General features: G+C 68.6%; 23 protein-coding genes and 1 pseudogene. 11 read left to right on the forward strand and 13 right to left on the reverse strand.

What is annotated here, in order from left to right; translation table 11 throughout:
- Positions 1 to 4: 4 nt before the first annotated feature.
- Together Ate02nite_RS03710 and Ate02nite_RS03715 are read left to right on the forward strand one after the other, a co-directional pair.
- The gene (locus Ate02nite_RS03710) at positions 5 to 280 is read left to right on the forward strand and encodes a hypothetical protein (protein WP_203798680.1); all 276 of its coding nucleotides are present in this window, start codon (positions 5 to 7) and stop codon (positions 278 to 280) included.
- A 155-nt stretch (positions 281 to 435) separates the two neighbouring features.
- The gene (locus Ate02nite_RS03715) at positions 436 to 1284 is read left to right on the forward strand and encodes an alpha/beta hydrolase (RefSeq protein WP_203798682.1); all 849 of its coding nucleotides are present in this window, start codon (positions 436 to 438) and stop codon (positions 1282 to 1284) included.
- 26 nt (positions 1285 to 1310) lie between these two features.
- Here Ate02nite_RS03715 and Ate02nite_RS03720 read toward each other — a convergent pair whose 3' ends face one another.
- The 6 genes from Ate02nite_RS03720 to Ate02nite_RS03745 all read right to left on the reverse strand — a co-directional run bounded on the left by Ate02nite_RS03720 (position 1311) and on the right by Ate02nite_RS03745 (position 6456).
- Entirely contained in the window at positions 1311 to 1931 is a 621-nt protein-coding gene (locus Ate02nite_RS03720) for a response regulator (RefSeq protein WP_203798684.1), read from the reverse strand.
- Entirely contained in the window at positions 1928 to 3070 is a 1143-nt protein-coding gene (locus tag Ate02nite_RS03725) for a sensor histidine kinase (protein WP_239147090.1), read from the reverse strand. Before Ate02nite_RS03725 ends, Ate02nite_RS03720 begins: the two co-directional genes overlap by 4 nt.
- Positions 3067 to 3876 (reverse strand): ABC transporter permease, encoded by an 810-nt coding sequence (locus Ate02nite_RS03730; RefSeq protein ID WP_203798690.1) that lies wholly within the window; start codon positions 3874 to 3876, stop codon positions 3067 to 3069. The genes Ate02nite_RS03725 and Ate02nite_RS03730 overlap by 4 nt, the downstream gene beginning before the upstream one ends.
- On the reverse strand, positions 3873 to 4709 hold the full coding sequence (locus tag Ate02nite_RS03735; RefSeq protein ID WP_203798691.1) for an ABC transporter ATP-binding protein: 837 nt from the start codon (positions 4707 to 4709) through the stop codon (positions 3873 to 3875). The genes Ate02nite_RS03730 and Ate02nite_RS03735 overlap by 4 nt, the downstream gene beginning before the upstream one ends.
- An 86-nt stretch (positions 4710 to 4795) precedes the next feature.
- Entirely contained in the window at positions 4796 to 5545 is a 750-nt protein-coding gene (locus Ate02nite_RS03740; protein WP_239147091.1) for an ABC transporter permease, read from the reverse strand.
- Positions 5542 to 6456, reverse strand: a complete 915-nt coding sequence (locus Ate02nite_RS03745) for an ABC transporter ATP-binding protein (RefSeq protein ID WP_203798693.1) — start codon at positions 6454 to 6456, stop codon at positions 5542 to 5544. Before Ate02nite_RS03745 ends, Ate02nite_RS03740 begins: the two co-directional genes overlap by 4 nt.
- Positions 6457 to 6559: 103 nt before the next feature.
- On the opposite strand from Ate02nite_RS03745, the gene rnhA reads away from it, so the two are divergent.
- On the forward strand, positions 6560 to 7015 hold the full coding sequence (gene rnhA / locus Ate02nite_RS03750) for a ribonuclease HI (protein WP_203798699.1): 456 nt from the start codon (positions 6560 to 6562) through the stop codon (positions 7013 to 7015).
- On the opposite strand, the gene Ate02nite_RS03755 is transcribed toward rnhA, so the two are convergent.
- Positions 6995 to 7408, reverse strand: coding sequence for a MarR family winged helix-turn-helix transcriptional regulator (locus tag Ate02nite_RS03755; RefSeq protein WP_239147092.1), 414 nt, complete (start codon positions 7406 to 7408; stop codon positions 6995 to 6997). The genes rnhA and Ate02nite_RS03755 overlap by 21 nt on opposite strands.
- A 53-nt stretch (positions 7409 to 7461) precedes the next feature.
- Here Ate02nite_RS03755 and Ate02nite_RS03760 point away from each other — a divergent pair, with 53 nt between their 5' ends.
- From Ate02nite_RS03760 to Ate02nite_RS03790, 7 genes and pseudogenes are all read left to right on the forward strand, one after another.
- Positions 7462 to 8016: a TIGR03086 family metal-binding protein gene (locus tag Ate02nite_RS03760; protein WP_203798706.1), complete on the forward strand. Its 555-nt coding sequence runs from the start codon at positions 7462 to 7464 to the stop codon at positions 8014 to 8016.
- Between the two features lie 9 nt (positions 8017 to 8025).
- The gene (locus Ate02nite_RS03765; protein WP_203798708.1) at positions 8026 to 8808 is read left to right on the forward strand and encodes an LLM class flavin-dependent oxidoreductase; all 783 of its coding nucleotides are present in this window, start codon (positions 8026 to 8028) and stop codon (positions 8806 to 8808) included.
- Positions 8805 to 9056, forward strand: a pseudogene (locus Ate02nite_RS48580) (epoxide hydrolase N-terminal domain-containing protein); the annotation flags it as partial. The gene Ate02nite_RS03765 and the pseudogene Ate02nite_RS48580, both read left to right, overlap by 4 nt.
- Positions 9057 to 9736: 680 nt before the next feature.
- Positions 9737 to 10672: a hypothetical protein gene (locus tag Ate02nite_RS48585; RefSeq protein ID WP_239147109.1), complete on the forward strand. Its 936-nt coding sequence runs from the start codon at positions 9737 to 9739 to the stop codon at positions 10670 to 10672.
- Positions 10673 to 11320 carry a hypothetical protein gene (locus Ate02nite_RS03780; RefSeq protein WP_203798712.1) on the forward strand — a complete coding sequence of 216 codons (648 nt, stop codon included), beginning with the start codon at positions 10673 to 10675 and terminating at the stop codon, positions 11318 to 11320.
- A 101-nt stretch (positions 11321 to 11421) separates the two neighbouring features.
- Positions 11422 to 12075 carry an alpha/beta hydrolase gene (locus Ate02nite_RS03785; protein WP_203798714.1) on the forward strand — a complete coding sequence of 218 codons (654 nt, stop codon included), beginning with the start codon at positions 11422 to 11424 and terminating at the stop codon, positions 12073 to 12075.
- 254 nt (positions 12076 to 12329) lie between these two features.
- Positions 12330 to 13106 carry a hypothetical protein gene (locus Ate02nite_RS03790; protein ID WP_203798716.1) on the forward strand — a complete coding sequence of 259 codons (777 nt, stop codon included), beginning with the start codon at positions 12330 to 12332 and terminating at the stop codon, positions 13104 to 13106.
- Between the two features lie 23 nt (positions 13107 to 13129).
- Here Ate02nite_RS03790 and Ate02nite_RS03795 read toward each other — a convergent pair whose 3' ends face one another.
- The 6 genes from Ate02nite_RS03795 to Ate02nite_RS03820 all read right to left on the reverse strand — a co-directional run bounded on the left by Ate02nite_RS03795 (position 13130) and on the right by Ate02nite_RS03820 (position 19418).
- Complete coding sequence (locus tag Ate02nite_RS03795) at positions 13130 to 13855, reverse strand: hypothetical protein (protein ID WP_203798718.1); 726 nt, start codon at positions 13853 to 13855, stop codon at positions 13130 to 13132.
- Positions 13856 to 14054: 199 nt separating this feature from the next.
- On the reverse strand, positions 14055 to 14312 hold the full coding sequence (locus Ate02nite_RS03800; protein WP_203798720.1) for a hypothetical protein: 258 nt from the start codon (positions 14310 to 14312) through the stop codon (positions 14055 to 14057).
- A gap of 90 nt (positions 14313 to 14402) precedes the next feature.
- Positions 14403 to 14963, reverse strand: coding sequence for a DUF3558 family protein (locus tag Ate02nite_RS03805; protein ID WP_203798722.1), 561 nt, complete (start codon positions 14961 to 14963; stop codon positions 14403 to 14405).
- 119 nt (positions 14964 to 15082) lie between these two features.
- Positions 15083 to 15430 (reverse strand): MmcQ/YjbR family DNA-binding protein, encoded by a 348-nt coding sequence (locus tag Ate02nite_RS03810; protein WP_203798724.1) that lies wholly within the window; start codon positions 15428 to 15430, stop codon positions 15083 to 15085.
- A 31-nt stretch (positions 15431 to 15461) separates the two neighbouring features.
- The gene (locus Ate02nite_RS03815; RefSeq protein ID WP_203798727.1) at positions 15462 to 16529 is read right to left on the reverse strand and encodes a hypothetical protein; all 1068 of its coding nucleotides are present in this window, start codon (positions 16527 to 16529) and stop codon (positions 15462 to 15464) included.
- A gap of 108 nt (positions 16530 to 16637) precedes the next feature.
- Positions 16638 to 19418, reverse strand: coding sequence for a helix-turn-helix transcriptional regulator (locus tag Ate02nite_RS03820; RefSeq protein WP_203798729.1), 2781 nt, complete (start codon positions 19416 to 19418; stop codon positions 16638 to 16640).
- A 119-nt stretch (positions 19419 to 19537) separates the two neighbouring features.
- Here Ate02nite_RS03820 and Ate02nite_RS03825 point away from each other — a divergent pair, with 119 nt between their 5' ends.
- Entirely contained in the window at positions 19538 to 19786 is a 249-nt protein-coding gene (locus tag Ate02nite_RS03825) for an SCO4226 family nickel-binding protein (protein ID WP_203798736.1), read from the forward strand.
- Positions 19787 to 20022 lie beyond the last annotated feature (236 nt).

Genomic DNA, 20022 nt, shown 5'->3' on the forward strand with positions numbered 1-20022 from the left:
AGAGGTGGCGCCACTGCTTCCGCTGCTGCTGCTGTCGCTGCTGCCGGAGAGCGTGGGCGATTCGTCGGTGGTAGTACTGCTGCTGCTACTGCTCGACGATGAGCTGCTGGAGTCGGTCGACGTCGTGGTAGAGGTCGTAGTTGATGAGTCGTCGGCGGCGTACGCGGCTACCCCGATACCGACGGTTCCCGCCAGGCTGGCCGCGATCAAGGCGCCGGTGAGCAACGACGTTCGCCGCAGTCCGGTTTCCCGCTTCATCTGCGTGCTCCCCCTTCGTTGATGACTCAACAAAGAGTGCGCGACGGGTCTCGCCCTGGCCTGTGTGCATCCTTCGCACTTGCTGTGAGACGAAGGTTAAGTCGAACTACGGTATCGGCCCGGTCCCCTACTCCCTAGGTTGGACATCGAAGCCAAGAACGCACCTGGGGGAACGAAATGTCCGTCATTCCGCAGCACACCCTCGACGAGATCGCCGAAGTCAACGCGTCCGGGCTCACCCCGGTCGTCTTCATCCACGGCCTGTGGCTGCTGCCGAGCAGCTGGGACCGCTGGGCCGAGGTGTTCAAGGCGGCCGGCTACGCCCCGATCACCCCCGGCTGGCCGGACGACCCGGAGACGGTCGAGGAGGCCAACGCGCACCCCGAGGTGTTCGCCGGCAAGACCGTCGGCCAGGTCGCCGACCACTACGCCGAGATCATCGGCAAGCTCGACAAGCAGCCCGCGATCGTCGGCCACTCGTTCGGCGGCCTGCTCGCGCAGATCCTGGCCGGCCGGGGCCTGTCCAACGTGACGGTGGCGATCGACGCGGCGCCGTTCCAGGGCGTGCTGCCGCTGCCGATCTCGGCGCTGCGCTCGGCCTCGGTGGCGCTGGGCAACCCGGCCAACATCAACAAGGCGATCCCGCTGACCTACGACCAGTTCCGGTACGCGTTCGCCAACGCGGTCGACGAGGACGAGGCCCACCAGCTGTACGAGGAGTTTGCCGTCCCGGCCCCGGCCAAGCCGCTGTTCCAGGCCGCGGTGGCCAACTTCAACCCGTGGTCCGAGGTCAAGGTCGACCACGACAACGCCTACCGCGGGCCGCTGCTGGTCATCGGCGGCGAGAAGGACCACACGGTGCCGACCGCGATCACCGAGGCCAATTACAAGATCCAGCAGAAGAACAGCGGCGTGACCGAGTACGCCGAGATCCCCGGCCGTGGTCACTCGCTGACCATCGACAGCGGCTGGCTCGAGGTCGCCAACACGTCGCTGGCGTTCGTGCAGCGCTTCGCCGAGCGGTAAGTCTCAGCTTCGCCGAGCGGTAAGGCTCAGAGGAGGCCGTGCCGCATCGCCGTGGTCACCGCGGCGGTGCGGTCGGCCACGTCCAGCTTGTTGAAGACACGCAGCAGGTGGGTCTTCACGGTCGCCTCGGAGATGAACAGCTGCCGGCCGATGTCGGCGTTGGTGCTTCCCTGCGCGACCAGCCGCAGCACCTCGGCCTCGCGCGCCGACAGGGCGGGCGGGGCCGGTTGACGCACCTGACGCACCAGAGTGGACGCCACGCTCGGCGCGAGCACGGTCTCGCCCCGGGCCGCCGCGCGCACCGCGTCGGCCAGTTCCTTCGGTGACGCGTCCTTGAGCAGATAACCGCTGGCCCCGGCCTCGATCGCGCGCAGGATGTCGCGGTCGGACTCGTAGGTGGTCAGCACCATCACCCGCACGCCGGGCACGGTGGCCAGGATCCGCTCGGTGGCCGAAACCCCGTCCCCGCCCGGCATTCGCAGGTCCATCAGCACGATGTCGGGCCGCTCGGCGGCGGCGAGCTCGACCCCCGCGTCCCCCGACCCGGCCTCCCCCACGACGGTGAGATCCGGCTCGGCGTCGAGCATGCCGCGCAGCCCCATCCGCACGACCGGGTGGTCGTCCACCAGCAGGATCCGGATCGTCATGCGGGCACCTCCAGCTCGATCGTCGTGCCCGAATCGGGGTCACTGTGGACGGACAGGGTGCCGTGCACCTGGTCGGCTCGGGCCCGCATGCCGTTCAGGCCGAAGCCGACGGCGGCGGCCGGGTCGAAGCCGCGCCCATCGTCGCGCACGACCAGCCGCACCGACGAGGGAGCATAGGCGAGCAGCACCGCGACCTCGCGCGCGGCGGCGTGCCGGCGGACGTTGGTCAGCGCCTCCTGAGCCGCCCGGAGCAGCACCACCTCCACCGCCGTGGGCAGCGCGCGCTCCTCGCCGGTGACCCGGACGGTCGCCGAAATGCCGGTCTCCTCGGTGAATCGGGTTGCTTGCCGGCGTACCGAATCAAGCAGTGAGCCCTCGGACAACGCGGCCGGCGCCAGCGCGGCCAGCAGGGCCCGCGACTCGGCCAGGTTTTCCTTCGCCGTGCGAACGGCGAGCGCCAAGCGCTCGTCGCGCAGCTCCGGGTCGGCGGCCTGAAGCAGCGTGATGATGCTGGTAAAGCCCTGGGCGAGCGTGTCGTGAATCTCCCCGGCCAGGCGGGCCCGCTCGGCCGCCACCCCGGCCTCGTGGGACAGCCGGGCGTTCTCGGCCCGGCTGTCCTCCAGCTCCGCGATCAGCTGGCCGCGCTCGACGTTCTGCTCGATGACCCGGATGATCCAGAAGCCGAGCCAGACGCCGGTCGCCGCCGAGATGATCGCCACGATCAGGTCGGCGAGAACGGCCGAGGGATTCCGAACGAGGTCGACCACCGGCGTGACCAGGTTGACGACGATGACCAGGACGATGGCCGGACCCATCTCGACCAGCTGGAAAATCAGCGGGATCACCGCGAAGAGCAGCCAGGTGGCGAACGGGACCGCCACCACCGCCGTAGCAAAAAGTACAATTTGTCCGATGACGACGGCGAGCGCGGCGTGGCCCACGGTGCCCGTCCGGGCCATCCGCCGACCCGCCAGCCCCTGCAGCGCCATCATCGCGGCGATGGCGCCGACCGCGACCAGCCGGCGCCACCGAGGATGGCCGTCGCTCAGCAGGATCGCGGTGGCAATCGCCACCGCGACGATGCCGAAGTACACATCCCACCACCGCGCGTAGCGGGTGTGCGCCTCACCGGTTGTCACCGGTCTTTTTCGGTCCAGCGGAACGTCACCAGGCACAGTGCCAATCCGATCACACACCACGCGCCGAGCACCAAGGCGATGCGACCCAGTTCCCACTGCCCGGCCGCCTCGTAGACCTTCATCTCGTCCGGCAGGAAGACGTACCGGAAGCCCTGGCTCATCCACTTCACCGGGAACAGCGAGGCCACCGTGATCAGCCAGGACGGCAGCTGGGTGATCGGGTGGATGAAGACGCCGGAGATGAACTGCAGCGCCACCAGCGGCACGTTCAGGATCGCGCCGGCCGTGCGGGCGCGCTTGACCAGCGCGCTGACCGCGATGCCGCAGAGCGTGCAGGCGATCACCGAGAGCAGGAACAGCCAGCCGAACACCACCCAGTGCGACGCGTCCGGCAGTGGCATGTCGTAAACCAGCACGCCGACCAGGATCAGCAGGGTCACCTCGGCGACGCTCAGAACCAGGACCAGAATCAACTTCCCCAGCAGGTACGCCGTGGCGGTGATCGGCGTGCCGTGCAGCCGCTTCAGCGTGCCGTCCTCACGGTCCATCGCGAGCCCGGACCCCATGGTGATGAACCCGGTGCTCAGGATGCCGTAGGCGATCATGCTGGCCGTGTAGACCTGGCTGACGCTGACCCCGGTGTCCTCGTAGCTGTCCCCGAAGATCGTGCCGAACAGCAGCAGGAGCATCGCCGGGAAGGCGAACGTGAAGATCACCGCGGTGCGGTCACGGATGAACTGGAGGAGCTCGACCCGTCCGCGGGCCAGGCCGTTGTGGGCGGTGCCGGGCAGCACGGCGGCGGTCATCGGTGATCTCCGATCAGGGTGAGGTAGGTGTCCTCGAGGGTCGGGCGGGTGACGGTCAGCGTGGTCAGGTCGGCGTCCTCGGCGACCAGCTTGCGGATCAGCTCGGTCGGGTCGGCCACCTGCTCGGTGTGCTGCACGCCCTCGTGTCGCCAGCTCACCTTCGCTCCCGCCGCGCCCCGGCCACCCAGCGTGGCGGGCGTGCCCTCGGCCACGATCACGCCGCCGGACAGCACCGCGAGCCGGTCGGCGAGCGCCTCCGCCTCCTCCAGGTAGTGCGTGGTCAGCAGGATGGTGGTGCCCTCGGTGGCCAGCGCCCGGATCAGGTCCCAGAACTGGCGGCGGGCGGCCGGGTCGAAACCGGTGGTGGGCTCGTCGAGGAAGAGCAGCTCGGGACGGCCGACGATGCCGAGCGCCACGTCGACCCGGCGGCGCTGACCGCCGGAGAGCGTACGGATGCGGGCCTTGCTCTTTTCGGTAAGGCCGACCAGGTCGATCACCTCGGCCACCGGGCGCGGGTCGGGGTAGAAGCCGGCCATGTGCCGGACCATCTCGGTCACGGTCAGATCGGCGGCGTCGTCGGCGTCCTGCAGGACGACCCCGATCCGGGCCCGCCAGTCCCGGCCGGCCGTGCCCGGGTCCTCGCCGAGCACCCGGGCCTCGCCGCCGCTGCGCTTGCGGTGGCCCTCGAGGATCTCCACGGTCGTGGTCTTGCCGGCGCCGTTCGGGCCGAGCAGCGCGAACACCTCGCCGCGTGGAACGCTCAGGTCGATGCCACGAACCGCGTCGTGCCCGCGGTAGGTCTTGCGAAGTCCCCTGACTTCAATGACGTCCATGCCGGTAATCGTGCGTGTTGATCATGGTTGACCAACAGGACCGGTAGACCGTCATCTCGTGTCCACCGATCGGTGGACACTCGCCATTACTCCCAGCGCATCTTCTTCACGGCGGCGCTCACGCAGACCACGGCCCACGCGCCGAGGCTGAGCCAGTCCTCGACCGGCACCGATGTGCCGTGCGAGAGCGTCGCGCGCAGGGCCTCGGCGTGCGCGGCCAGCGGCAGCACCACCGCGATGTCGGGCGCGGTGAACATGATGCCGCCGGCCGCCAGCATCAGCACGTAGATCAGCGTCGCGGCGCCGGTGGTCGTCTCCGGTTTCAGCACGCTGGCCAGCAGCAGGGCCAGCCCGCTGTAGGCGGCCGTGGCCAGCACGGTCACCCCGATCGCCGGCAGCAGCTGGCCGGCCTCCGGGCGCCAGCCGACCGCGACGCCGACCGCGGCCAGCGCCAGCAGCTGCACCACGATCAGGCCGAGCACCGCGGCCGTCTTCGAGATCAGCAGGCCCGGCCGGGTGAGCGGGGAGGCGCCGAGTCGCTTGAGGACGCCGTAACTGCGCTCGTAGCCGGTGGTGATCGCCTGGCCGGTGAACGCGGTCGACATCACGGTCAGGGCGAGCACGCCCGGAACCACGAAGGCCAGCCGGTCGTCGCCCGGCACGGTGGTGACGTCGGTCAGCCCGGCGCCCAGCAGCACCAGCAGGGGCACGCCCATGGCCAGCACCACGGCCTCGCCGCGGCGGGCGGTCAGCACCAGTTCCATCCGGATCTGGCTGCGCAGGATCGCTCGCATCGGCGCGCGGGCCGGTGCCGGCGCGAAGGTGCCGCCGCTCATCGGACCGCTCCTGCCTTGTTGTCCTTGATCAGCGCCAGGTAGACGTCCTCGAGGGTGCGCCGCCGGCTGTTGACCGCGGTGACCTGGGCGCCGCTCGCCGCGAACCAGGTAAGCACCTCGGCGATCGCGGCGGCGTCGAGGGCACCGGTCACCGAATACTCCCCCGGGCTGGTTTCGACGACCTTGTAGTTGACGCTCTCGGATTTCAGGCCGCTGTCCGCGCGTACCTCTAAAAGGTCGATGCCCGCCGCGGCCGTGAGTTCCGCCGGGGTTCCGGTGGCCGCGACGCGGCCGGCCCGCATGATCACCACGTCGTCGGCGAGCCGTTCCGCCTCGTCCAGAAGATGCGTGGTGAGCAGGACGCTCACGCCGTCGGTGCGCAACTCGTTGATCAGCTGCCAGGTGGTGTGCCGGGCCTCGGTGTCCATGCCGGCCGTCGGCTCGTCCAGGAAGACCAGCTCGGGGCGGCCGACCAGGGCGATCGCGAGGGAGAGCCGCTGCTGCTCGCCGCCGCTGAGGCGCCGGAACCGGGTGCGCTCGAACTTCCGCAGCCCGAGCCGGTCGATCAGCATGTCGGGATTCAAGGGATTCGCGGAGAAGGACGCGAACAGCCGGAGGATCTCGCCGGCCGTGGCCCACGGATAGACGCCGCCGGACTGCAGCATGATGCCCAGCCGCGGCATCAACTCGTCGTGGTCCCGGATCGGGTCGAGGCCCAGCACCCGGCACTCGCCGCCGTCCGCCGGGCGGAAGCCCTCACACACCTGGAGCAGGCTCGTCTTGCCGGCGCCGTTGTGCCCCAGCAGGGCCAGGACCCGGCCGCGCGGAACCGTCAGTGACACCCCGTCGACGGCGGTCGTGGCGCCATAGCGCACGACGACATCCCGTACCTCGACTGCGCCGTCACTCACCGGTTCAACCCCTTCCGCCCCGGCCACTTTACGTGCCGGTCGCCGACGCCCGGCCTCCGCATGGCCGACCTCACCCCCGGCCCGCCATCGGTAGGGTGCTCGCATGACCGTGGTGGAGATCTACACCGACGGGGCGTGCGCCCCCAATCCCGGCCCCGGCGGCTGGGGCGCCGTCCTGCGTTACGGCACCCGGGAGAAGGATCTCTGCGGCGGTACGGCCGAGTCGACGACCAACAACCGGATGGAGTTGCTGGCCCCGATCAGCGCCCTGGAGTCGCTGAACCGCGCGCCGATGACGGTCCTGCTCTACACCGACAGCATCTACGTCCGCGACGGCATCACCAAGTGGGTCACCAAGTGGAAGGTCAACGGCTGGCAGACCTCGGCCCGGCAGCCGGTCAAGAACGTCGACCTGTGGCAGCGCCTGGACGCCGCGGTCAGCCGGCACGACGTGCAGTGGCACTGGGTGAAGGGCCACGCCGGCCACCCCGAGAACGAGCGCGCCGACCGCCTGGCCGCCCGCGGCCTGCAGGAAGCGTTAGCGGCTCAGGTCTCGTAGCGCCCGGACGAAGGCATCTTTCTCCTTATTTCCGGCGAGAAGATCGTTTTCGGCCGTGCGGATCTCTTTTTGTATCGCTCGCTGCTTTTCTTTGCCTTCTTCGGTCAGCGCGAGCAGCCGGGCCCGGCGGTCGGCCGGGTCGGGTTCGCGCTCGATGAGGCCACGTTTCTGCAGGTCGTCGAGGATCGGGATGAGCCGGGTCTTGTCGGCGCCGATGCTCTGCGCGAGCGCGGCCTGGGTGCGGGTCGGGCCCTCGCTCCCGCTCAGCGCGGTCAGCACGACGTAGGCCCACATCGACACGCCATGGCGCTCGAGGATGGGTTCCTCCATGGCGATCAGGCGGCGGCCCAGCCGCATCACCATCGCGCCCAGATCGGGCCGCTCGCTGTCCACACCCAGATCTTCCTCCCCTTGCCAAATCGTAAGCGCACGCTGATGATAAGCGCATGCATATTGACTTGATCGCGGCCGACGCGGCCGCCGTAGCCGCCACCGTCGAACTGGTCGCTCAGGTTTCCTCCGACACGCTGCCCACGCCCTGCGCGGAGTGGGATCTGGGTGCGCTCATCGCGCACATGACCGAACAACATCAAATCTTCGCGGCGGCCGCGCTGGGCGGTCCGGTTCCTCCAGTCCGGTCGTACGCCGAGGCCGCCGCACTCGTGACCGCCGCCTTCGCCACGCCCGGGATGCTCGATCGACCCTTCCTGCTGGCCGACATCCACCCGTCGATGACCTTCCCCGGCCGCCAGGCCATCGGGTTCCACCTGGTCGACTACGTGGTGCACGGCTGGGACGTGGCGGCGGCGCTCGGAGTCCCGTACCTTCCGCCGGCCGACGTCCTGGCCCTGACCCTGCCGATCGCCCGGGCCGTGCCCGACGGCTCGCCCGCCTTCGCTCCCGCTCTGCCGGTGCCATCGGACGCGACGCCCCTGGACGAGATCCTGCTACTTCTCGGCCGGAATCCCTCGTGGCCCAAAAACGTCGGAGGGTCCTGTTAAGAACGAGGCATGGCACTCAAGTTCGGTGTGGTCCTTCCCGGTGGCAACGCTCGCGAGCAACTGGAGCAGGCGGTGCTGGCCGAGCGCTCCGGGTGGGACGGGGTCTTCGTCTGGGAGGCGGCCTACGGCGTCGACGCCTGGTCCCTGCTGGCCGCGATGGCCGCCCGCACCAGTCGGGTCCGGCTCGGCACCATGCTGACGCCGCTGCCGTGGCGCCGCCCGTGGAAACTGGCGAGCCAGGTCGCCACCGTTGACCAGCTGTCCGACGGCCGGGCCATCCTCGGCGTCGGCGTCGGCGCGGTCGACGCCGGCCTGCCGGCCACCGGCGAGCCCACCGACCTGCGCGAACGCGCCGCGATGATGGACGAGGGCATCGACCTGATCCGGGCGCTGTGGTCCGGGGCCCGCACGTTCACCGGCTCGCACTACGTCTACACGGCCCCCGGCGACGACCTCGCCGAGGCGGTCAAACCGGTGCAGGAACGCATCCCGATCTGGGTGGTGGCGGTCTGGCCCCGGCTCAAGTCGATGCGGCGGGTGCTGCGCTGCGACGGCGTGATCCCCGGCCATTCCCCGACCCACGACGCGACCCGCGAGATGCGCGCCTGGCTGACCGAGCACGGCAGCACGGCCGACATCCTGGCCGAGGGCGAGACCCCGATGTCCGGCGGCGCCGACCTGGTGATCCCGTGGGCCGAGGCCGGCTGCACCTGGTGGCTGGAGACCCGCTGGCAGGCCGAGACCAAGCACGAGATCCGCGACCGCATCGCGGCCGGCCCGCCAACCGCATGATCACGCCATTCACGGTCACCTTCGACCCCACCGACCTGCGCACCCGTCTGCGCCGCACCCGCTGGCCCACGGCCGAGACCGCACCCGGTTGGACCCAGGGCACGCCGCTGGGTTTCGCCCGCGAGCTGTGCACGTACTGGTCCGAGGTCTACGACTTCGACGCGGCCCTGAAGCGCCTGAACCGCCACCCCCAGTTCCGCACGGTGATCGACGACGTGGCGATCCACTTCGTGCACGCGCGCTCCCCGCGCCCCGACGCGACCCCGCTGCTGATGACCCACGGCTGGCCCGGCTCGGTGGTCGAGTTCGCCGAGGTGGTGACCCCGCTGACCGACCCGCCGCCGGGCGAGCCCGCCTTCCACGTGGTCCTCCGCGTCTGGCGACGGTTACTCCCTGGAACAGTCCACCCGCCCACAGACCATCGGTTACGCCCTGGTGGATTCCCCCGCCGCCCTGTGCACCTGGATCATCGAAAAGTTCCAGGCCTGGACCGACCACTCAGGCGACCTGTCCACAGTTCTGACCAACGACCAGTTGCTGGACAACCTGATGCTCTACTGGTTGCCGGCCACCGGGGCGTCCGCGGCCCGCCTCTACTGGGAAAGCTTCACCGAGGTCCAGGCCGTCTTCCGCACCGGCTCCACCGACGTGATCGACGTCCCCACGGCCTGCTCAGTCTTCCCGCGCGAAATCCCACATCCGTCCCGCCGCTGGGCAGAACGCCGCTTCCCCAACATCCGCTACTGGGGCGAGCCCGCGCGAGGAGGTCATTTCGCCGCCTTCGAACAGCCCACCCTGTTTCACCCAGGAAATCCGCAACGCCGCCCACCATTGGCCCTAACCCAGCCCACCGTGGCAAGAAAGATCACCTTCTCCCCGACAGCCTTCAGGCAGGTACCCTCCACGTACCGCTTGCCGGAGGTGAGACTTGTTCCGCAGTCTGCAGAATGCGAAGCTCCGTCGGTTGCTTCTTCTCGGCGCCGCGGTATTCACGGTCGTTCTGTTGTTCATTCAGTACTTCATTACCCCGGGAAAGTCGAAGGGCGACGCCTTTCGAGCGGTCGCTCAAGACAATTTGGCCAATCTGGTGGCCCTGGTCGTCACTTCTGGGCTGGGTCTCGCGTTTTATCACTTCTTCGTCAAGGACGAGCAAGAGCTCGACCAGATTCGCGCCCTCGACCCCCAGACCTCCCGCCTGAAGCATGCGCACGCCGCCGAGACTTCCGGATTCTGGTACGCCGAGGGTCAGGTCGGCCGGTGGGTACGGGATAATGTGTTTCTGGCGTTCGCCAAACGTGCACGCGAGGGAATGCAGATTCACGACGTACGTCTGGCGCTGCTAGATCCTCGCGCGGAAGACCTGTGTGCAATACATGCCGTTCGGCGGCGCAGCCACCTCACCAGACGCGAGCAGCGCTGGGACGTCGCTCGAGTGCAGGCCGAGATATGCGCGACCATATTGGCCTCGATCGCATACTGCGCAATGTACGACCGGATGCGAATAAGGGTATTTCTCAGGCCGGGGTCGACACCCTTTCGAGTCGATATATGTACCGACTTTCTGTTTGTCACCCAGGATGACGCCCTGGCGCCGGTGATCACCATCATGTCAGACAGCAAGCATTATCGCTCGGTCCTCGCGTACTTTCAAGAATACGACCGAAACGAACCCGAGGCCATCGAAATCAACGTACAGGCGGCGGCGAATTTGGTCCGTAAATTCGGCGGACCCAAGGCCTTCCGCCCGGACCGCTACGAGGCCATTGCGCAGGAGGCGGGCCTAGCGTTCCCGGCCCTTGCGGACCCCGATTTCTGCAAGCTCGTGCAGAAATGCTGCCCTACTCTGAGGGGAGAACTGACGTAGGTGGAGATCGAGCGAGTACGCACGCGTTTAGCAAGTCTGTTGCGTGATGAGGATGGAGCGCTCGACCGCGCGCTCACCATGTCCTACCGTCACCCGAACGGGTTCGACAAGATCTCATTCGACTACAGCACACTCGACGAACCCACCACGAGGTTGCATTTATGGTGGCCACGAGGTTCGGATCCGCTGGGCCGGACGGATGCCACCGAGGATTCCGACGTCCACAATCATCCCTGGACATTCTCCTCGAAGATTCTGCTCGGCGAGATCACACACCGTACCTTCAAGGCGAGTGAGGAGTCCGAAAATTCGGTGCTTTACTCCCGCCACGAAGTCCGCATCCCGCAGACCGGAACCGCAATCCAAAGCATTCCACGAGGCCCTGGCTTTCTGACCGAGGAACCACCGTCCGTCCTGTGCGGTAGCGAAAGCTACGAGCTGGACTGCTTGACCCTCCACCGGCTCTCGCCGGCCACCGATCGCATCACCGCCACCTTGGTGACGCAGAGCCCGTTGCGGCGTCGCAAATCGGACGTCTTCAGGTCCATCACTCGAGAGCCAGAAGTCCGTGTGCGTGCCACCAAATTCACCAGAAGCGAGATCCTTACCCTCGTCGGGACGTTTGTCGATACATTGAGCGCCGGATAAGGCGCTTGGTCGCAAGAATGTACCTAAACTTGACGCGGACGTCCGAATTTGTCGAATACCCGGGCGCTCGGCTACACACGTGGAGCATTCGCCCCAGGGAGGTGGAAAGCACCTTCGGGGCCGTCTTCCTGCACGGCGCCGGGCCTTGGGGTGGCGAACGGTTCATGGCACTGGCCGAGGCGTTCGCGCGCTTGGGCGGCCATGCCGTCGGGCTAGATTTCCTGGGGCATGGAAAAAGTGACGGAAGAATCGTTGAATCATCACTGCGGAGCCGCCAGGAACAGGCGGAGATGATAATCGAGAAGTACTGCCCACCGCCCATTCCTTTGTTACTGTTCGCCTTCAGTATGGGAGGGCATACCGCGATCCGGATCGCCGGTAGCCTCGGAAGCCGTGTGAAGGGACTCGGTCTACTGGCGCCGGCCTGCTACGCGCGGGAGGCTGAAGATCTTTCGTTCGGTCTCGAGTTCTCAACGGTGCTGCGGCGCAATGAAAGCTGGCATGATTCTCCCGCCTTCGCAGCCGCCGCCACATTTTCGGGGCAAGTCGCCATGATCGTGGGATCGATGGACCAGACCGTCCCTTGGGGCGTGACCGAGGAACTGCTGCGTGCCTTCCGGAACCAGTCGCAATCGCTGCGGCTGGACGTCCTCGGCGACGTCGGCCACAACGTGCTCGCAGCGGTCAACGAGCGGCCAGATCTGGTCACTCAGATCATGACCTTCCTGGGTGGGGCGCGCGGCCTCGGGTCCTGATCGGCGGCTGCCCCTCGGGGCTTCGGATGCGGGCCGTATTGGGCCGACCTCCGTCGATCATCGATGAACGTAGACCCGATGGGCGTTCCAGAGGGACCGAGACGCATAGGTCGTGATGCGACTGGTCGATGGCGTCCGACAGCCGGCACGTTAGCGTCATCTCTCTAATGTGATCTGTGGCTTTGGTTCGGCCCTGATCGGTTGTTCCCGCAGGTCCGTTGTCCCGGCGCGACGATCCGAGAGGCAGTTGAACCATGACCGATCATGAACTGACTCAGCAGGAGAAGACCCAAGTTGAGTCCTGGGCCGTCGGTTTCAACGCGCTCCGGCCATCGAACGGAAGGCTCACCGCCGAGGTGATCGACCGCGTGGGCCCGATCCCGGCCGAGGGCGAGGCGGCCCGCCAGGTCGCCCGGGAGTACTTCGTGTCCAAACTGCCGGCTGCGATGGAGCGACGGAAGTACGCGCTCGCGGCGCCCGACAGATCCACCGTCTCGGAGGACTGGTTAAACGCGCCGGACTACTGGAACGCCGTCATCGCCTGGCTCGATGCAAAGACTCCGGAGGACCAGCGAATCGCGCCTCCGCTGCCGGACCGGCCCCGGTGGTACTTCCGAGACGACGCCGTCGCGCTGGACCGCGATATCACCATCGATGGCAAGGCATATCGGAAGGGGACCACCGGGAAGGTCCTGGAGCTGAGCGACGACACGCTGACCCGCCTGGCCCACGACGGACGGGTGGTGGTGCGGCTGCCTGGCAACGACCTGATCGTCATGCCGGTGACCGTGCTGCTTCCGGCGGGCGCGGGTGCTGGGCAGCCGACCGGCGGCGGGAGCGAATGTGATCATCCCGCCTGGGCGGAAGCTCGATTCAGGTGGGGTCCCGTGAGCGAGGACCGCCAGTCGAGACCGTTCTGGTCGGTGTCCGGCTGCTTGCGCTGCGGCTCGATCACCGACGGGGAATCAGACCGGTATTACGGCGAAGACATGGCCGTCGTACACCTGAAGTGGCGCGGCAGCACCTGGTGAGGATCTCGGGCCCGCCCACGAGGTCAGGGTCTGAGCTGACCGAATTGCTGAAGGCCCACGCTTTGGCCGTCCGGGGCGTACACGACACTCGCCCGCCGATCGACTTTGGCGAGATCGGACGTGTCGATGCCGATCAATCCTCCATCGTCCATGAGCACGTCTATGAGGCCCGCCGACCGGCCCAGGCGTATCTGTGCCGGACTCGTGTTGGTGATGACCGCCGTCCCGGTGGCAGATTGCTGGTAGTGGCGGCTTTCTCCGGCGAAAGGTCGGCGCAGGATGACGCGGTCGCCCTCACGGAAACCGCGGATCGCTGGCTTCTGTGTACTCGGCATCGGGACGTGCAACAGCTGGACCTCGAGCCACGCCTCGAACTCCGCCTCGGACCGAGCCCGAAGTGCTGTCTGCTCAACGCCGCTACGATCGTCCGCAACCGCTTCGAGGTATCCCTGGTAGCGCAACTCCGTTAGCGGGTCGGGCACCCCGTCAACCGGACGCCCAGCCTTGCGCATCAGCAGCCGGCACACGGCGTCCCAGAACTCCGCCCGATTGCGGTCCTCACCGCCATCGGCAAAGTCCTGGGCCATCTTCGCGGTGGACGCTGCGTCGCGCGCCCAGTCCACGTAGGTCTCGGAGTCCAGCCCATCGGGACATCCGGCGGCGTGCCGGCCGTCGAAGAACTCCCGTTTCGCCGGCTCGTTGAGATCGCCGAACCACCTGACGATTGCTTGACTCTGATCACCATCCATGAGCCATGTCCATCCACGCGTTCCGAGAACCTGCGACTGCCAGTGCCAGTCTTCGCGCGGGACACCGCAGACGCACTGGCGTCCCAGCCCGACCTGACGGACGGTCGTCGCTTCAGGCGCAACGCCCCGCGCCCAGCCGGACCCAAACGGGCCAGCTATTCCGCGTAAGCACCGGCACGGAGCGCACCCTCCGCGGACCTCACCGCGTTGGCCCGTAGCCGGTGAGTTCCTCCATCGCACGGACCAGCGAAGCCACGATCAGACTCGCGGCGGCCAGCACGGTCAGGATCACCGCAGCGCCCAGCCACCACCCGACGGTTGTCCCGGCGTCGGTGTCGGTCAGGTCGCCGGTGAACGTCCACATGGTGTCGGAGAGAGTGGTGGCGAAGACACACCAGCAGATCGCCGCTAGGGGTGCCGATACGTAGCCGACCCACTTGGCCGTTGTTCGCGTCATCCAACGATAGTCATGGCTGCGGAACGATCGCCGCCGTCCAATGTCGGGATCGTGACGCATCCTGGCGCGGGGGGCTTCGCGCCTGGTTGGTCAGATTCGGGGGATTACCTTGTCGGCCACCTCTTTGGAGTCGGTCAGGTTCTGGGCGTCGGAGGCACCTCGGGAGTAGACGTCCACCTGGACGGTGCCGTACAGGACGTACAGGTGGCCGGCCAGTTCGAAGGCGTCTTCGCCCACGCCGTCCACCGGCTTGGCGTCGGCGATGGTGGTTTTGAACTCTTCCTCGGTGGTTCGGGCGATGAAGAGGGCCAGCTGGCCGCTGTCCTGCTGCCACTGGCAGAAGCGGGTCGTATCCGACGGCTTGGCGCCGTCCTCGTCGATCTGGGTGATCTCGCGGCCGGTCAGGCTTACCACCTCGGCCTTGCTCAGCAGCGTGCACGGGTCGGGCAGGTCGCCGGCGTCCTTGGCCGAGCCGACGCCGCTCACCGCGTCGGCGGTAGGTGTGGGGGCTGCGCCGGTGGTGGCCTGGCCGGTGGGAGCGTCGGCGGCCGAGGCCGAGTTGCCGTTGGTCTTCTGGTCGAGAATGCCGCAGCCGCTCAGTGCGGCGACGGCAGTGAACGAGACAACGGCGAGTGCGCTGAGGCGCTTCATCTTCTCCCCTGGGGTGCCCGGAACTTCGTTTGATCAGGTTCGCTGGTTGCCGGGCCCGCGCCAATATCCAAACGGTCTAGTTGACACGATGGCGGGAGAACTTCCCTCGTTCGGAATCTCTAACTCAGCCTCGGGAGGTAGGCCGACCAGACCTTTTTGGGCACAACCATCCGCCAGGCGTCCAGGACCAGCTCGGTCATCCGCTCCTCGTCCAGCTCGGACAGCCACGCCTGCACCCAGTTGAATCGCAGGTCGGACTCGCGCGGCAGATGGAACAGCTGCGGCTCGGCCGCCACCAGCGCGGACCGCTCCTCCTTGGGGAAGCCGAACCCCATGATCGTCTCGTCGCGGGAGAAGGCCACGTAGACGATCGCGCCGACCCGGAACTTGACCCGATCGTGAATCAGATGCTCTGAGCTGCGCGGGAGATCACGGCACACCCGGCGCACGTCGTCGACGCTGACCATGCCGCGAACGTACGCCGGGGGTACGACACTTTCAGGACTGCCGCGGCTTGGGCACGGCCACCCGGTTGGCGGGGTCCTCCGGCGGCGCGACCGCGTCCGGGACCTTGGCCCGGAAGATCCGGTCCGCCGGCAGCCGATAGGTCGCGGCCTGCACGAGTTCGTCCGGCACACCGTGCCGGCCGGTGGACTCCGACGAGGTCTCGGCCGACGCGACCTCGGCACCGGACGCGCTGTGCAGACCGGGGACGCCGACCACGACGTCCGGCATTCCGCTCCCGGGCCCGGGCATACCCAGGAACGGCAGCGGGGCGTCCGACGAGGACGCACCGGGTTCGGTCGCACGCCGGGACCGGCCTGCCCGGCGGTCGTGCACACCGCTGTCGGCGGGCGACACGGAGTCCGCCGGGACCGGCGTACCGCTTGCGGGGGTCTCCGCGGAATGTCGAGAACCCGGCCCTTCCGCCGGGACCGGCGCCGACCGGGGCATCCGGCTCGGACCGAACGGGGCCGGGATGCGGCGGTGGGCGTCGTCGTTCGGTGGCAGCTCGGCGTCGAGCGGCGCCCGCGGATCGGGGAACGGCCGGTAGACCACCCCGCCGATGGCGGCGGGCTCGGCAATCACCCGGGGCGACGGGGCCGGCGGAACCGGGAAGCCGAGCGACGACGCCGCGTCCGTCTCCGAAGCCATCGGCGGCCGGGACGCCGGAATTGACGGCGCCGGCATCGGATGGACCGAACTGGAATCAGCGGCCACCAGCTCGACCTCCGGCACGTCCGGCGGCCCGGTATCGGCCGGCCCCGGACCGGACAGCGCAGTCGGGGCGGGTCCGCTGGGCGCTGCCGGCAGCCCGGTGGCAGCGGACCCGTCCACCACCGCCGCTACCCGCGCCGACGCCCGGGTCGCGCGGCGGGGTGCGATCATCCGGGCGGCCATGCTGAACACGCTTCGGGTCGCGGTCTCGTACCCGTCGCGGTAGGCCTCCTCGCGGTCGTCCTCCGTCTGGTGCCGCTGGTGCAACCGGCCGGCGGCGTAGCCGCAGCAGGCCACGAAGACGGCCAGCAGGATCAGAAGCAGGGATGAGTTGCCGGGGGCGGTCATGGTAACGATTGTCGCCAGGTTGATCGATCACCAGCTATGGCCCGTTTGACGTACCCCGTTGGAAGTAAGCCTTGGGATCAGGCGAGGTGGTTACCCAAGAGTGGCGGTTCACCCGAGTGTGGCCACCCAGGCGGCTATTTGTGCGCGCCGGGACACGCCGAGCTTGGTGCGGATGTGTTCCACGTGGGCGGCCGCCGTCTTGGGCGCGATCACCAGTTTCTCGGCGATCTCCCGGTTGGTCATCCCGGCCGCCACCAGCCGGGCGACCTCGAGCTCCCGGGCCGAGAGCGACGGCACGGCCGACCGGCTGGGGGCCGGTGCCGACAGGTAGCCGGGGATCGGTGCGCCTACCCGCCCGTACGCGTCTCGGGCTGTTGCCATGAATTCGGCCGCGTCGCCGGCCCGGCGGCTGCGCGCAGCGCACCGCGCCTGATCCACCAGCGCGGCCGCGCCCTCCCAGAAGCGAGATCGGCCGGCCCAGAACTCGGCCGCCTCGGCCAGTTCGGCCCGGGCCTTGCCGGTCTGGCCCTCATACAGGTGGATGAGGCCGCGGGCGTGCGGGATCGCGCCCCGAGTGCCGGGAATGTCTCGTTCGTTGAGCAGTTCGGCGGCCCGGCCGAACCATTCCCGGGCGGCGGTCGGGCCGGAAAGTGCCAGGTGGGCCCGCACGCCGGTGACGACGTACGGGAACAGGTAGGCGGCGTCGCGGACCCGGGCCGACGCCTCGAACCCCTCCTCGCAGCGCTGCACCGCGGTGCCGAAGTCGCCGCCGAGCAGCGCCACCTCGGCCAGGCCCCACCAGGCCGGCGACACCCGCTGCAGTTCCCGCATGCCGGATCCGAGCGAGGCCGCCTCGCCGAGGTGGTCGACCGCGGTGGCCGGGGCGCCGCGGCCCATCGCGACGTAGCCGAGCACGTGCAGCGCGGTGATCCGGGTGGTGATCCCGCCGCCGTCGGCGAGGGCCTGCCGGGCGGCCGATTCCGCGCCGACCCAGTCGCCGGTGGCCCACATGACGTGTCCGAGGTGGGCGGTCAGATAGTTCCGGTCGTTGATCTGCTCGACCCGTTCGGCGTACGCGATTCCCTCCGGCAGCCATTTCCGCGCCGTCTCGTATTCGACGAGCACCGACATGCTGGATCCGAGCATCCGGTAACCGCGGGCGGTCTGGCCCTCGAATCGCCATCCCTGTGCTCGTGCGATGGACCCTTCCAGGAGTTCGCGGCCCTCGGAAAGCCGCCCGGCGAACAGGAACACCGCCCCCAGCGTCGCGTCGAGATTGCAGCGCATCGCCCGATCGCAGTCCTCGACCGCGATGGACCGAGCGAATTCCCCGTCCTCGATGGCTTCGCCCAGCCGCCGGTCCAGCATGTAGGCGGCGGCCAGCGCGGCGTGAATGTTGGCCCGGGCTTCCTGGGCGAGGGAATCGGTGCGGAAAGCGATAAGTGGCAGGGCCCCGCGCAGCGCGGCGGCCCGTTCGTCGAGGTCCGCGCCGAGTTGATGCCGGACCGCCACCCAGTCGGGTACGAGCATCGCGGCGGCCAGCCGATCGTCGAGTTTCAGCCGCAGCCGATAGGCCTCCTCGAAGCAGGCGGCGGCCGCCACGTTGTCATCCACTGCCGCCAATTCCCCGGCCAGGGCGGTCAGCAGCGCGGCGCGCGATTCCACCGGCAGCGCGACCGGAGCCGTGCGCTGCGCCCGCCGATAAAGTTCGACCGCTTCCCGATGGGCCGACATCTCCACGGCGGCCGAGGCGGCCGAGCTCGCGAATTCGAAAGCCGGTCCAGCGAGGGCGGCCCGTTCGTACTGATCGCTCACGAACGCGGCCGGGAATCCCGCTTCCACCGCGGCCGCCGCGGCCCGCGCGTGCAGTTCCCGCCGGCGGTGCGGGGACAGATCGGCGTAGAGCGCGTCGCGGATCAGCGCGTGCCGGAAATCGAATGTCGACCGGTCCGGATGGGCCTGCACGAAGAACCGCTCGCTGAGTTCCCGCAAACCGTCGTCGACGACGGCCGGACCGTCGCCGGTAAGGGCGGTCAGCAGATCGAGGTCGAACGAGCGGCCCAGCACCGAGGCGACCTCGGCCAGCCGCCGGGATGGTTCAGACAACGCGAACGCCCGGGCCAGAACGGCGTCGGCGAGGGTGTCCGGCAGGCTTTCCCGGGACGCCAGGAATTCCTCGACGTGCAGCGGAATGCCATCGCTGCGGACAAATACGTCGCCGGTCACCGAGCCGGGCAGCGACCCGCCCGCGATGGCGGCCGTCATGGCGGCGGTGTCGGCCAGACTCAGCCGGGTCAGCCGCACCTCCTCCGCGTGTCGCTGGGTCAGCAGCCGGGTGCGCCAGGCCCGCATCGGAACCCGCGGATAGAGCTCGTCGCTGCGATAGGTTCCGACCAGCAACAGCGGGAGTTCGGTGGCCCGGCGTCCCAATCGGGCCAGCACGTCCAGGGTCAGATCGTCGGCCCAGTGCAGATCCTCGACGGTGACCAGCAGCGGACCGGAAACCGCGGCCGCGATCAATGCGGTCAGGTCGGCCACCAGTAGTCGCCGCTGCCGATCGGCATCGCCGTCGACGAATTCGCGCAGCCGCCGGGAAACGCCCGCTCCGGCCGTCGCGGTGGCCGGATTTCGCCGCATCTCCGCGCCCAGATCGGCCAGCACCGCCCCGGCCACCTCGGCATCGCCCGGCGACGCTCCGGCGCCCACCACGGTGAAACCGCCGGCCCGCCGGACGATCTCGGAAAGCAGCCGGGTCTTTCCGATGCCGGCTTCCCCGGCCAGAAACAGAAGTTCTCCGCTCCCCTGCTCGGCCGCGGCCAGCCGTCGCGAGGCGAGCGCCACCAGATCATCCCGCCCGACGAGAATCGGACTGCTGAGCGCGCTGTCCACGTCCGCGACTTTAGGTCACCGAGGCTGCTCTCCCTAGGTGCAATGACCGATGTCCGACTGCCCCCGGCCCGGCAGTCTTCCCATGTCAGCAACACCGCAACCGCAGGGAGCAACACGCGATGGCCAAGTTCATGGACGTACACAGCGGATTCGTCGGCGTCACCCCGGAACAGCTCGCCGACGCCCACGACGCCGACCTCAAAATCGAGGCGGAAGAGGGTGTGCATTTCGAGCGCGCCTGGCTCGACCCGGAATCCGGCAAGGTCTTCTGCCTCAGCACCGGCCCGAGCAAGGAGGCCGTCCTGCGCATCCACGAACGCGCCGGCCACCCGACGGCCGAAATCTACGAATTGACCACCGAGGTCTAAATCAAATTCAAGAGCAGGATGTCGTGCCTGGGTGGGTGGTGCAGACCGTCGCTCACGCCGAGGCCGGGCCGGGGCCCAGCTTCGCCGGCCCTGGCCCTTCATTCTGCGTGAGTGGCGAAACCAAAAGGCCGTATCCCGCCGCCGGGGGCACGGGTACCGGTGGCGGGATACGGCCGCGGGCCCACCCGAGTGCGGGATGTGTGTCAGGCCGGCTCGGGCGGACGAATGGGGGGAAC

The organism is Paractinoplanes tereljensis (genome assembly GCF_016862435.1).
Lineage (GTDB): Bacteria > Actinomycetota > Actinomycetes > Mycobacteriales > Micromonosporaceae > Actinoplanes > Actinoplanes tereljensis.

What these genes read in the sequence shown, in the direction of transcription:
- Ate02nite_RS03790 (WP_203798716.1), top strand. Translation starts at nt 12,330, where the DNA reads ATGACCGATCATGAACTGACTCAGCAGGAGAAGACCCAAGTTGAGTCC.
- Ate02nite_RS03740 (WP_239147091.1), bottom strand. Translation starts at nt 5,545, where the DNA reads ATGAGCGGCGGCACCTTCGCGCCGGCACCGGCCCGCGCGCCGATGCGA.
- Ate02nite_RS03795 (WP_203798718.1), bottom strand. Translation starts at nt 13,855, where the DNA reads ATGGATGGTGATCAGAGTCAAGCAATCGTCAGGTGGTTCGGCGATCTC.
- Ate02nite_RS03735 (WP_203798691.1), bottom strand. Translation starts at nt 4,709, where the DNA reads ATGGACGTCATTGAAGTCAGGGGACTTCGCAAGACCTACCGCGGGCAC.
- rnhA (WP_203798699.1), top strand. Translation starts at nt 6,560, where the DNA reads ATGACCGTGGTGGAGATCTACACCGACGGGGCGTGCGCCCCCAATCCC.
- Ate02nite_RS03765 (WP_203798708.1), top strand. Translation starts at nt 8,026, where the DNA reads ATGGCACTCAAGTTCGGTGTGGTCCTTCCCGGTGGCAACGCTCGCGAG.
- Ate02nite_RS03720 (WP_203798684.1), bottom strand. Translation starts at nt 1,931, where the DNA reads ATGACGATCCGGATCCTGCTGGTGGACGACCACCCGGTCGTGCGGATG.
- Ate02nite_RS03805 (WP_203798722.1), bottom strand. Translation starts at nt 14,963, where the DNA reads ATGAAGCGCCTCAGCGCACTCGCCGTTGTCTCGTTCACTGCCGTCGCC.
- Ate02nite_RS03825 (WP_203798736.1), top strand. Translation starts at nt 19,538, where the DNA reads ATGGCCAAGTTCATGGACGTACACAGCGGATTCGTCGGCGTCACCCCG.
- Ate02nite_RS03730 (WP_203798690.1), bottom strand. Translation starts at nt 3,876, where the DNA reads ATGACCGCCGCCGTGCTGCCCGGCACCGCCCACAACGGCCTGGCCCGC.
- Ate02nite_RS03715 (WP_203798682.1), top strand. Translation starts at nt 436, where the DNA reads ATGTCCGTCATTCCGCAGCACACCCTCGACGAGATCGCCGAAGTCAAC.
- Ate02nite_RS03800 (WP_203798720.1), bottom strand. Translation starts at nt 14,312, where the DNA reads ATGACGCGAACAACGGCCAAGTGGGTCGGCTACGTATCGGCACCCCTA.
- Ate02nite_RS03815 (WP_203798727.1), bottom strand. Translation starts at nt 16,529, where the DNA reads ATGACCGCCCCCGGCAACTCATCCCTGCTTCTGATCCTGCTGGCCGTC.
- Ate02nite_RS03810 (WP_203798724.1), bottom strand. Translation starts at nt 15,430, where the DNA reads ATGGTCAGCGTCGACGACGTGCGCCGGGTGTGCCGTGATCTCCCGCGC.
- Ate02nite_RS03760 (WP_203798706.1), top strand. Translation starts at nt 7,462, where the DNA reads ATGCATATTGACTTGATCGCGGCCGACGCGGCCGCCGTAGCCGCCACC.